12 protein-coding genes are annotated in these 12,647 nt (G+C 36.6%); 7 read left to right on the forward strand and 5 right to left on the reverse strand.

Annotation, left to right across the window (positions count from 1 at the left end):
- Positions 1-474 (forward strand): hypothetical protein, encoded by a 474-nt coding sequence (locus tag LEPBI_RS13970; RefSeq protein ID WP_012389780.1) that lies wholly within the window; start codon positions 1-3, stop codon positions 472-474.
- A 98-nt stretch (positions 475-572) separates the two neighbouring features.
- On the opposite strand, the gene LEPBI_RS13975 is transcribed toward LEPBI_RS13970, so the two are convergent.
- Positions 573-923, reverse strand: coding sequence for a hypothetical protein (locus LEPBI_RS13975; protein WP_226992797.1), 351 nt, complete (start codon positions 921-923; stop codon positions 573-575).
- A gap of 197 nt (positions 924-1,120) precedes the next feature.
- Between LEPBI_RS13975 and LEPBI_RS13980 the strand changes: the two genes are divergently transcribed.
- The 4 genes from LEPBI_RS13980 (at position 1,121) to LEPBI_RS13995 (ending at position 6,214) form a co-directional block, all read left to right on the forward strand.
- Positions 1,121-3,094 carry a methyl-accepting chemotaxis protein gene (locus LEPBI_RS13980; RefSeq protein WP_012389782.1) on the forward strand — a complete coding sequence of 658 codons (1,974 nt, stop codon included), beginning with the start codon at positions 1,121-1,123 and terminating at the stop codon, positions 3,092-3,094.
- Positions 3,095-3,431: 337 nt separating this feature from the next.
- Positions 3,432-4,355, forward strand: coding sequence for a cytochrome-c peroxidase (locus tag LEPBI_RS13985; protein WP_012389783.1), 924 nt, complete (start codon positions 3,432-3,434; stop codon positions 4,353-4,355).
- A 362-nt stretch (positions 4,356-4,717) separates the two neighbouring features.
- Complete coding sequence (locus LEPBI_RS13990) at positions 4,718-5,299, forward strand: hypothetical protein (protein ID WP_012389784.1); 582 nt, start codon at positions 4,718-4,720, stop codon at positions 5,297-5,299.
- Between the two features lie 51 nt (positions 5,300-5,350).
- Entirely contained in the window at positions 5,351-6,214 is an 864-nt protein-coding gene (locus tag LEPBI_RS13995; RefSeq protein WP_012389785.1) for an LIC_13355 family lipoprotein, read from the forward strand.
- 176 nt (positions 6,215-6,390) lie between these two features.
- On the opposite strand, the gene secA is transcribed toward LEPBI_RS13995, so the two are convergent.
- Genes secA through LEPBI_RS14010 form a run of 3 tightly spaced genes read right to left on the reverse strand, consistent with a single transcriptional unit; the run spans position 6,391 to position 10,509 of the window.
- A complete protein-coding gene (secA, locus tag LEPBI_RS14000) occupies positions 6,391-9,147 on the reverse strand; it encodes a preprotein translocase subunit SecA (protein ID WP_012389786.1) in 2,757 nt (918 codons plus the stop codon).
- A gap of 10 nt (positions 9,148-9,157) precedes the next feature.
- Positions 9,158-9,847, reverse strand: coding sequence for a type 1 glutamine amidotransferase (locus LEPBI_RS14005; protein ID WP_012389787.1), 690 nt, complete (start codon positions 9,845-9,847; stop codon positions 9,158-9,160).
- Complete coding sequence (locus LEPBI_RS14010; RefSeq protein WP_012476397.1) at positions 9,844-10,509, reverse strand: TlpA family protein disulfide reductase; 666 nt, start codon at positions 10,507-10,509, stop codon at positions 9,844-9,846. The genes LEPBI_RS14005 and LEPBI_RS14010 overlap by 4 nt, the downstream gene beginning before the upstream one ends.
- Before the next feature lie 61 nt (positions 10,510-10,570).
- Here LEPBI_RS14010 and LEPBI_RS14015 point away from each other — a divergent pair, with 61 nt between their 5' ends.
- Positions 10,571-11,035, forward strand: coding sequence for a hypothetical protein (locus LEPBI_RS14015; protein ID WP_012389789.1), 465 nt, complete (start codon positions 10,571-10,573; stop codon positions 11,033-11,035).
- A gap of 155 nt (positions 11,036-11,190) precedes the next feature.
- Positions 11,191-12,465, forward strand: coding sequence for a 6-hydroxymethylpterin diphosphokinase MptE-like protein (locus tag LEPBI_RS14020; RefSeq protein ID WP_012389790.1), 1,275 nt, complete (start codon positions 11,191-11,193; stop codon positions 12,463-12,465).
- Here the strand turns inward: LEPBI_RS14020 and LEPBI_RS14025 are convergent.
- The gene (locus LEPBI_RS14025; RefSeq protein WP_226992799.1) at positions 12,462-12,641 is read right to left on the reverse strand and encodes a hypothetical protein; all 180 of its coding nucleotides are present in this window, start codon (positions 12,639-12,641) and stop codon (positions 12,462-12,464) included. The genes LEPBI_RS14020 and LEPBI_RS14025 overlap by 4 nt on opposite strands.
- Between the last annotated feature and the right edge of the window lie 6 nt (positions 12,642-12,647).

Genomic DNA, 12,647 nt, shown 5'->3' on the forward strand with positions numbered 1-12,647 from the left:
ATGAAAATGAATCAGAATAAAATAACTTTGAAATCAAGTTTAATTGGAATCTCTTTTGCACTTCTTCTCGCAACTGGATTTGTTGGTTGCACAGAATCTGGTGCAAAGAAAGAAGATGACCCAAGTGCCATTCTTTACTTGGTGAACAACCCTAATAGCATCAACGAAGTGCAACAAATTTGTTTAGGCACTTATGTAGCGGCCAATTCCTGTGTGGGAGGAAAAGAATTCTTCAACCCAGGTTTAGGATGTTCACTGACTAAGTTAGATGGTAAAACAACAGCTGATTTGAGTGCATTAAAAGAATGTGTCCTTGCGAAAATCAATGATCCAGTTCAACCGTGCAATTTACCTCAGTTCACATATGGCCTAGCGCAACAAGCACTTGCTGGAGCATTTGCAGCGTGTAATACTTCGTATACGACAACTGCCGGAGCAACGGTAGATTTGACAGGATACTTAGTTTACCAATAATTCCAATCAGTCAGGAGAAAACCTCTCCTGACTATTTCCTCTTTTAATTCCAAAATCTTTCCGATCGCATTTTCCACTGTTGAGCTTAGAAATTCAAATTAAGGCTTTTTATGTTCTACTTTTTCAACGAACGATCTTTTAAAAATGACAGTAATTTCCTTATCAGGCATCGACTCTGTATCAAACTTACTGATCGGACGTTTGTAAATCCAATACTCTCGATCACCACCTCTTTTAATTTCATCAGGGGTACCTAGATATTCTTTTACGAAGTTTCCATTTTTACCTGGCAACTTGTCTTTGATCTCTTTTCGTAATTTCAGTCCTGCCAATTGCTCAGTTGTCAATTTAGCAAGCTCTTCCTCCCTTTTCTCATCATCGGATTGTATGTCTTTTACAGAATTCGACATAAACTCTTTGCACTTCGCTTCATCTTGAAAAGTTTTCATACAATTTTCGAAAAGGTTCTCTTGGTTTTTAACCTGTACAGTTTTTGTACATTGTAATGATAAAAGAATGATTGGAATGAGAAGGGGCTGATTCATAGATTCTCCGTAGTTCCTCTAGGAAATAAAATGAGCGAAATTTTGAAAATCAATTATCGCCTCGATAATATTTTGAAAATTAATTCGTCATCTTTCGTAAGATGCGTGTGTTTGATCTAAGTATTCTTTCAAAAATATCCATTCAAAGTAGATTGTTATTATTCCCTTTACCACTTCTTATTTCGCTATTTTTTATCCTATTTTTACTCGTAACCTCGCAAAACGAATCAATCCAATTCTCCAACAAGGAACAATTGGGTCTCGAATTGACGAAACCTATTTCTGCATCCTATCGAAAGGGATTAGAGCGCTTGAAAATCGGCCAAGAATCAACAGTGGAATTATTGCCGGTAATGGAGGAAATTAAAAAAGAAATTCTCAAGTCAAGTATCATCGACCCTAAATCAAAAGAGTTTACCAATATAGAGAGATATAACAAGTTCAAAGAATTTGATCAAACAACTACCCTTCTATTCCTAAATGATCTACAGGAATTGTTATTAAAAGTAGGAGATAATTCAAATTTAATTCTTGATCCAGAAGTAGATTCTTACTACCAAATGGAAATTGTTTTATTCAGAATTCCAACGATCTACCAAAATATCGCAGTTCTAAAAGAAGTGATTCGAGACGAATATTTGGGAACAATTGCAAACAATAAAACAATTACGAATGCAAGCATAACAAAAGTAATCATAACAATCAATGGAATTGAAAATGCTTGTAAAGAAATTCGTAAATCATACAAAAAATCAAGTGATTCCAATCAGAAATACCAAAAAGAAATCGACGTAGCAGTACACTATGCAAATGCCAACTGTGATGAATATATAAAAGAGCTCAAAGATACTTTTATTAAAAGTCAAATTAAACCAAACAATTCCGATTCACTTTTTCTCACGATACACAAAGGGACAAAAATTGCAGGCAATATACAAGAAAATTCACAAACATTATTAGCGAATATGATCACAGATCGAGTAGAATTACTATCAATCAAAAGAAATTTCAACATTTTATTGGTTCTAATTTCACTTCTTATATCAACAATTTTTGTATATCTCATCTTTAGAAGCATCAATAAACCACTAGTGACTGTACTCACAAAGATCAATGAGCTATCAAGCGGTGAGGCAGACCTTTCAAAAACATTACCAGATTTTGGAACGAATGAAATTGGCAAAATCACAAAATCAATCAATCAATTTTTAGACAACCTAAATCATATCATGAACCAACTAAAGGCCTCTGTTAGCGAGTCTGAAAAATTATCGAGTCAATTAAAACAAGATGCAATCTCTGTTTCGGACAATGCTTCATCACTTGCTTCCGTATCCGAAGAATCTGCAGCTTCATTAGAAGAACTCACAACCTCTTTTGAAATTATGTTCGAATTCATAACAAATGAAACAAAAAACATAGTCAATATCACAGAAGAGATGGCAAACATCAAATCCTCAATTCAAAATATTGAATTCGCTTTACATCAGTTAACTGACTTATCAAATTATTCTACAAAACTTGCCAATTCTGGAAATTTATCCATCAAGAATACTGACACTACGATGTCAGAAATAAGATCTGTGACCAAGGAAATTACGGGAATTATTGATTTAATCACTGAAATTTCAGAAAGAACCAATTTGCTTGCATTAAACGCAAGTATAGAAGCAGCAAGAGCAGGTGATGCAGGAATGGGGTTTGCAGTGGTTGCAGAAGAAATATCTAAACTCGCGGACAAAACTCAATCATCTGTTAAAAGCATAAAAAAATTGATCGATAAAAGCCATGTTGTTGTTAATGAAGGTTCAAGTCATGTGATGGAAGCAGTGAACGCACTTAGCGAAATTGTAACACAATCCAAAAGAATGAATGATGCGGTGAACCATTTAAAAGAAGAAATGACTACTCAATCAAACAGTTTACTCAGCGTAACCAATGAACTCAATGGACTCGAAGACATGGCTAAAACCATTGAATTCTCAAGCAGAGAACAAAAAAAAGCATCAGAAGATATGGTCAATACTGTAAATATATTATCGGGAAGCGCCCAAGAACTTGCAAATAATTCCTAAGACTTAATCCAAGTGAGCCAAAAAATCGGAGATATCGCAACTAACATTGCGGTAATCACAAACACATTTCATACACATTAATCAATAAAATAATCAAATAACCACCTAACACAACTAAATTTAAATAAGTTACCATAAAAAATATTTGCGCAAACAAGGAATGATTCTTTGTTTGGTCGTCATGCGCATTCGTTCTTTAAATATACACAAAATAAAATCATCATTCATAACATTTACTGTTCTGTACTTTTTAACATTTAATGTTTATAACTGTAAAAACTTCCAAACGCAAAATAACGAGTCCGATTTTTTAACAAACATACTTTTTGTAAGTTTTTTGAACGACATCGCATATGCGAACAATTTACAATCAATCGCAAAAACACAAATTGGTTCCCTTCCAGTTTCATCTCCTGGATCGGAAAATGATACCATTGCAATTGTCGAATTAGGAAATAAAATTTTTAGAGATATCAATTTGTCGGAAAATAGAATTCAGGCATGCATCACTTGCCATCCGTTAAATGGACGTTCGGCAGGAATGGATCGGCAATCGACTTCAAGGGGAACATTTGGTCAGTTGGGAAAACGAAACACTCCAACAATTTTGAATATAGGATTTTCAAATGTAATTTTTTGGGATGGAAGACGGAATCAACTTTACGATCAGGCCATTGATCCATTTATCAATCCCTTGGAAATGTCACTTCCTTCAGAAACGGAACTCATCCAAAGGATTCAGAATGATCCAACTTACCAAGAGTATTTTATAAACGCGTTTCCTGAGGATCCGAATCCCACATTACATCATGTAAGAACATCAATTTCTGCTTTCGAAAGGAGTTTGATTTCAAATTCACGATACGATGATTTCATAAATGGCAACCTTATTGCTATGACTCGGCAAGAATTGGATGGCTTAAAGTTGTTTATGGAAATTGGTTGTACGAACTGTCACTCTGGATTTACATTGGGAGGGAATGGATTCGGACGATTAGAAAATCCATCATTATACAATCCAAATGATTTAGGTAAATTTGAAGTAACAGGAGATCCGAACGATCGTTATGTTTTCAAAGTTCCAAGTTTAAGGAATGTATCCTTAACCCAACCTTATTTTCACGATGGTAGTGTTTCTACATTGAATGAAGCAATTGAACGAATGAATGCTTACGGATTAAACAGAAACATTCAAAAACAAGAGATTGATACTTTGATTCTATTTTTAAAAACTCTTTCCGATAAGACAAAAACAAATTAAATTGTTTGACGGAAAATCTAGTGATGACAAATCTGTCCTTACCTTCAGGGAGGAAACAGGTGAAATTCCTGTGCTGACCCGCAACTGTGATGCATTTAATATAGCATAAACTATGTTAAATGATAAGCCAGATCTTCCCCGCAATGTTTTCTCGTGGATTGGGAACTTTGCACACTTACATTTTATATTCTCAATATAGAATGTAAAGGGGCCCCGAAGGAAAATTCGGGGCACCCGTATGGAAAAAACACTACTTACATATCTTTCTATAGATTTTAAGCTTTTTTGTCGCCAGACAAGAATAAACCTATTTCCAAACCGAGTTCCCCTAAATTCAAAAAAAAAGATTTAGGAGAATCTAATTGAAACTTTCATTTAAACTAACGCTCGTAATGTTAATTGCACTATCTGTAATCACATGTGCAGATACAGGCAAAGTAGACAAATCGGTCGCTGACAACAATCTTGTACTTGGACTATTGAAAACAACAGAGGCATCTGCAAAAGAAGCAGGTCAAATTGAAATTAGAGGAACTTATTTTCAAGCGAGTTGTTCTGCGGGAACATGTAATACACCAGGTTCAAATACAGTTTCTATCCAATCGAATTTCGGAACTACAACAGGTTATCTATATGTTGATTATGTAAATGGGGCTGGCACATCAACGTATCGAGTCAACGCCGAAATCGTAGAATTTAGTAACACAGATCGAGTGCTTTATTATAGACCCAAAAACAGTGCAAATATTGCGGCATTGATTTGGACAATTACAGATCAAAACGAAATTTTAATTTGTGATGTATTTAACGGTAAACCATCGTTAGCCGAAACAAAAACTGATCTGGCGTCAAGAAAAGCATCTGGTACAGTTCACACAACAAATCCGAAGGCCGCTGGTTGCAATGGATCATTCGCCTTCAATTTCCTTACGAGAACTTTTTAATTAACAAAATTTCCTCCTATCCAATTGGATTGGGGGAATTGGAGACAATTGATGTTTCATACATATACATATATTCAACGATTACCTATCGTATTCTTGATTGCTTTTACTTTTCTGCAATGTTCGGAGAAAGAAAAAAATAATGACCTATTATTAACATTACTTTCACTTCCGATCACAAACTCACCTTCTATAGGTCCTTGCCCACCAACATCTCTTCCATCAAACATCCACGTTGCTAATACAGTTGTTTCTGCCAATTCAACGGTGAGCGGATTTAGTAACTCTTCAAAATCTATCAATGGAATTTGTGGTGGTGGTGAGTTTACAGGTTCATTGGATGTTTATGCATTAAATCTAACAGGAGCAGGTGCAACTCTCATTTTATCATGGGCAGGAAGGACCGTAAAAAATGTTTCCGGAATCGATTTTATCATTTATGAGAATCCCTTTCGAGTTTCAGAAACAAGCGATCGATATGCCTTTGATCCGATGGTTGTTCATGTTTCCTTTAATGGAACAGAATATTGTGGATTTGATCTGAGTGGGTTTAATCCAAGTTTGGCCGATAGCAATCAAATTTCTTCTTGGCCTGGATTTGCCGGACTTCGACCAGTTATTTATAATATGGCAACAAAACCATTCAGTGTAGATGAATTGTTTACATTCACAGGTAGTGGATTTCTATTAGGTGGTGGTGATGGTTTTAATCTTGATGATTTAATTGTAGGTGGACCTGGCACCAATTGTGATGCGACAGCTCGTACCAATATCCAAACCAACGGATTTAAATTCATTAGAATGATCTCTGCATCAGCTGTCACGAATCCAAATACAGGATCGGGATATGTCTATCCACATTCGTATAACAATGGACCTGATATTGATGGTGTGGTAGCTAAATCGATTGAATGATACAATTTCTTTGATCGAATCGAATCAACTGATTGAATGGATCTGTGGTGGACTTATTAGATTCTTGTGAATGAGGATTCAATTGAACTGAATCAGACCCAACTCTCAACCAATGAAAAATTTTCTAATGGATAAGAGTTGGAGAGATTCGTTTGCAAACAAAAGTAAAAAGAGAATTACTTCTTCCTTCGACTGGATCTTCTTTCTGATCCACCACCCGAACTAGTAGTCGAAGAAACTTGAGGTTTTGTTTTGTTTGATTTGAGCTCGTTCCCAAACATATCTACTTCCGCACGTTGTTCTTGCCCAATTTTTTTATATTCTTTGGGTGACGTGTCATCTTGCTTTTTATCTGATTCTGTTACTTCAATCTTAAGAAGGAACGATACCACTTCATTTTTTAAATTATCAACCAATTGATCGAACATTTTAAAACCTTGTAGTTTGTATTCAATCAATGGATTTTTTTCACCATAACCAACAGTCCAAATCCCTTCTTTCAAATGGTCCATTGCATACAAATGTTCTTTCCATCTATGGTCTAAAATGTCTAAAAATACATTCCTTTCAATCGATCTCCAGATTTCATCGCCTATCGAAGAAACTTTATAATCATAAAGTTCTTTCACTAGTTTTGAAACAACTTCGAATACCTTTAACTGCGGATTCGATTCTTTTTTGAAATCTTTGGATTCAATTTTATGATCGATTCCTAAACTTTGTAACCATTCATTTAGAGAATCAATTTCCCAAGCGTCAGCATTGTTACCTTCACAATACAAGATCACTTGATTTTCTACAACTTCATCAAAGAAGTCAAAAACGGTTTTCGACATATTCCCTTTATCTAAAAGTTCGTTTCGAATTCCGTAGATATATATCCTTTGACGGTTCATTACATCATCATACTCTAACAAGTGTTTCCTGATATCGAAGTTATGACCTTCGACTCGTTTTTGTGCCCGAGCAATCGCATTGGATACCATACTATGTTCCAATTCTTGACCTTCAGGCATTTTTAAAGTGTCCATGATGCGAGCAATTCGATCTGATCCAAATATCCTCATTAAATCATCTTGCAAAGATAAATAAAATCTTGAAGAACCTGGATCACCTTGCCGTCCAGACCTTCCTCTAAGTTGGTTATCAATCCTTCGAGATTCATGGCGCTCCGATCCTATGATATGAAGTCCACCGGCCCCTATCACAAAGTCATGATCCACTTTCCATTTTTTTGCATCGCCTAGGATTTTGATACATTCCTTTTTGATTGTCTCATTCCTTACGTCTGAAATTTTTCCTTCTGCTTCATCAAACTTTTGTTTAATTAGGCATTCACGGAAGCTATAGATAATTTCTAACTCTTCTTTGTTTTTAATTCCTAATGAATCGCATTTATCATCTAATTTTTCTAGATCATCTTTGTATTTGGGCGCACCACCAAGGACAATGTCAGTCCCTCGTCCCGCCATATTTGTAGCAATGGTGATTGCACCTGGTTTACCAGCATTGGCAACAATTTCAGATTCTCTTTCATGTTGTTTGGCATTCAAAACATTGTGTTGAATCCCGTGCGAAAAAAGAAGTTTAGACAACACCTCTGATTTTTCAATAGAAATCGTACCAACTAACACAGGTTGCTTGCGAGAAACTTTTTCTTGGATATCTTTTACTACGGCATCGAACTTCTCACGTTCTGTTTTGTAAACTCGGTCAGGCATATCTTGCCTTTGGATTTTAAGGTTCGAAGGAATGACGATGACATCTAAATTATAGATCTTTTTAAATTCTTCGGCCTCGGTATCAGCCGTTCCCGTCATACCTGCCAATTTTTTATAAATTCGAAAATAGTTTTGAAATGTAATCGAAGCCAAAGTTTGTGATTCACGTGCGATCGGCACACCTTCTTTTGCTTCCAATGATTGGTGAAGTCCATCCGAATAACGCCGACCTTTCATCAAACGACCGGTAAACTCATCGACGATGATCACTTCCCCATCTTGCACTACATAATCTTTGTCTTTAAAAAATATTTTATGTGCTTTGAGTGCTTGTTGTACGTGGTGTACTAACTCAATATTTTCAGCATGATACAAATTATCTACTTCCAATAGTTTTTCAACATGATGAACTCCCGCTTCCGACAGGATTACATTCTTTGCTTTCTCATCAATTTCGAAGTCTTCCCCTTCTACTAACTTTGGAATGATTTTGTTTACTTTTAAGTATTTGTCCGTTGATTCTTCTGCAGGACCTGAAATGATGAGTGGGGTTCTTGCTTCATCGATAAGGATTGAATCCACCTCATCCACGATGGCAAAGTTATGTTGCCTTTGCACACGATGTTCTTTATAACTCACCATATTATCACGTAAATAATCGAAGCCAAACTCATTGTTTGTTCCATATGTGATGTCTGAATTATAAGCAACTTTGCGCTCTTCATGGTCCATATCATGTTGGATGACACCAACAGAAACCTTCAAAAACTCGAAGACAGGACGCATCCAATTCGCATCCCTTTTCGCTAAATAGTCGTTAACGGTTACAACGTGAACTCCTTCACCAGAGAGGGAATTGAGATAAATAGGCAGAGTAGAAGTTAATGTTTTTCCTTCACCTGTTTTCATTTCCGAAATATTGCCCCAATGTAAGGAAATACCACCCATCATCTGCACATCAAAATGACGCATCCCAAGAGTACGATACGCAACTTCTCTCACTGTTGCAAATGCTTCAGGTAAAATATCATCGAGAGTTTCGCCACTCGCCAATCGTTCTTTAAACTTTTTTGTTTGGGATGACAAGGTTTCATCATCCATTGCCTTAATCGTAACTTCAAATGAATTGATTGTTTCAACAATTGGGTTAAGTCTTTTTAGGTCTCTTTCGTATTTACTGCCGAATAATATGGTTAAGATTTTTTGAAACATGTTTTGTCCGTTATAAATTTATAATATTGCGAAATAATATTTTGGCACTTTCTTCCATCGTCTTTTGTTTAGATTTCAGGTTCGAAAAATCGCCCGTGCCTTTAGCGATAAATTCTTTATGAACATTCTGCCAAACATGTAACATTTCAAGTGTTGGTTCTAAATGAGTTTGGAATGCAAAAATCTTATTTTTATAAGAAAACATTTGATTCGCATAAAACTCACTTGCAAGGAGATGTTCCGCTCCCACAGGGATATCAAATATATCTTCATGTAAATGGAATGCTAAAAGGGAATCTCCATTCAACCCAGAAAAAATCGGATGCTCTGGTTTCAGGATTTGTAAATCGGAAAATCCTGTTTCTGGGCCTTTTGTTCCAGGCCGAACATTGGCACCTAATGCACGTGCAATGATCTGTGAACCCAAACAAATACCGATTAACTTTTTGTTTGGCAACACCGCAACATTTTCCACGATTTCATAGTATGGTTTAAAAAATTCCTGTTCATCTGGATCAGCAACAGACTGAGGACCACCTAACATGATGATCAAATCAAAGTTTAAATGTATTTCTGGCATCAGTTGCACACGAGAATCAAATGCGTTTTGGTAACTGATACGATATCCCTTTTCTCTTAAGATTGGTTCAAGAATGCCAGGGCCTTCACAATCAATGAATCGAATGATAACTGCTCTCATATTGATTCCATACCAAATTGATAACGGAAAAATTGAAACTTCGAATCTTTTTGAATCTCCTCTTTGTTCGTGAGTTCTGAAATGGATCCTAAAAAATTATAATACAATCGAAGGGGGTTTGTTTCGAACAAAAGTGTTTCGGGGGTTCCTGTCACAAGTCCACCTTCTTTCACTCGAAATGGTTTTTTCATAAAAACAATTGGTACTTGGATATTTCTATTTTTGATTTCAAGATTCATCCTATCTTTCGCCAACTGATATACTTGTCCAAACGGAAGTTCGTCGGTGACATCAGGGACAATTTGATAGGGATCCACGACCATAAACAGTGCTTTGTTTGGAAACTTGTTTTGGATTTCTGCATGTAAAAGATTGAGTGCTGGGATTTCTTTCCAACATGGCACACAATCAGGTGAGTATACATTCAAAGCAATTTGGTCTTTTCCCAAGTTGGCGAAGCGAATCTCTTCTCCGCTTGGTGTAACACCGACAAACGTCCCTTCTCCGAAATACGAAGATTTCGCTGGGGCGCAACTAATGAGACATAAACTAGTAATTAAAATGAGGGAGGCTTTCATAAATCCCATAAATTGGACGGCAATCCCCATGGTTTGGACTAGGAGAACGTCTGTAAAGCCCGTTTTCGAACTTTCCCTTGACATCTGACCCCCATGCCCCAATCTGGTCTAACGTTCCACTCACTTCCCCAGGAATTTATAAAAAATGACCCAATCACATAAAGAAGACTTTGATATCGTATCCTTAATAGAACTTTGCCGGGAAAAAAAATACGAAACATGTGTGGCCGGTTTCAGTGCGATCGATAAAATCGATAAAATCACTCTTCCTAAAAAATTAAAAAACCGTAAACTCACGGTGCAAGCACTTTATGCACTAACGAATCATATGGTACAATGGAAATACCTTTCGTCTGAAGAGAAGGCCCAACTCCAAGCAGAGAAAGACAAACTGGCAGGAGTCACTTCCACTGCTGGAACATCGTTTGCTCCGCATGCGGAAGAAGACATTGAAGAAGATTTCATCCCTGAAGAAGAAGCTAAAAAACCAGATTTTGAAGATGGTTTTGAAGATGAATTTGGTGATGATACAGAAGAGGAAGAAGAGGAAGATGACTTCGACGACGACTCTGATGATGAAGAAGAAGCCGAAGAGGAAGAAGAGGATTAGAGGTTATTCCCATCCCTCTACTTCCCCTTTTCCAAAATCACCTTCTCTACAACTTTCAAACCCCTGAAACATTTTATTTACACTCAAAAGTCTCCCCTGAAAAGGAGGCTTTTCGTTTTTTAAGCCAAATCAAAACAGATTCCATTCCCATCGTATTGGGTGTGGGCGCTTTACATTCGGTTCGTGCGCTGATAGAATCTCCCAAAACTCATCCTTTCTTTTTCTTTTGGGAACCTAACTCTGAAATTTTTTTATTATCTGAATTCCAAATCGAAACAAAGGAACTGATCCAAAAAGCAAAGAACAAAGGGATCTTTCTCCAGATCATCACAGGGAAAACTCCCGACTGGGCCGAAATTAACAAAGAACTAGTCGCCTCTTCTTTATCAGATCAGGAATTAAACTTAAAATGGACCCTCTACGAGACACCAAATTACGAACGGCTGTTCCCGGATTTGGTAAAAGAATGTCGCCATCATTTTCTATCGCAGTTTCGTTCCCAATCAACGAATGAAAATACCATCCAACACTTCCGTAAACTTTGGACACATAATCATCTCAAAAACCAATTGAGTCTCAAAAAGGACCAAAACAAGTTTCATTGGTTCCAATCCTTTGCTGCCAATCATCCAAATGTTTTATTTGTTGGCGCTAGCCCGAGTCTGGAATCAGACTTGGAAACGATCAAACGTCATCGAAACAATTGGTCAGTCTTTGTGAGTGATACAGCTCTTGGTTTTTTATTAGAAAATGACATCACTCCAGATTACATCGTATCCTTCGATTCGGGAAGAGGCACAACGTATCATTTTTTATTGGAAATACCAATACATATTCCCATCATTACCTGGTTAGGTGGTTCTCCTTATTTATTTGAGTTGCCCAATCCAAAAATTCTTGTGAATACGGGACATCCTTTGGATCAAATCCTTGCTTTTCTCTTACAAAAAGAACAAAGTATTCTTTGGCCACATTACCAAAATCCAAGTTTGAATTTGTTTGGAATGGTTTTATCAATCACCAATGGAATTCAAAATCGAAATTTTACGATCAGCGGTGTGAGTTTTGTATCAGAACAAGGTAAATCCCATTGTAAGGGGACAGGGTATGAAAGATTTTATAGTCCTCTAGTGAATAGAAAACAAAGTTTAGAAATTTCCACCAAACGTCTGTATTCTGGTGTTAGAAAAGGAAAAAATCAAGTAGTGTGGGAAGAATTAGTAACTGCGAAAGATTCGAAAAAAATCCAATTGTTATCAGAGTTAACAACATTCCAAACAAACATGATAGAACCTCCTAAAAAAAAGCTCCATTCTTTTCAGGGTTTTCCCCCAAAGATTTCGGATTTGGCAAAGTGGGCAAACCAAGACCAATCCGGTATCATTCATGCAAAAACCCTCAACACTTGGTTGCGGTTTTCACCAGGTTAAGCTCCGAATAGAACAGGTATCTCTTGTAAGTTCCATTCGGCTCGTTCACGATTGGCAGGAATTCGATCATACCCTTTTGTTTTTTTGGTTTTTCCCTTAGGGCGTTTCTCTAAATCCTCTAATATCTTTTCCAATCGATCTTCCATCATCATATGCAAATTAATTTGGTCTAACATATCCAT

The organism is Leptospira biflexa serovar Patoc strain 'Patoc 1 (Paris)' (assembly GCF_000017685.1).
Lineage (GTDB): Bacteria > Spirochaetota > Leptospiria > Leptospirales > Leptospiraceae > Leptospira_A > Leptospira_A biflexa.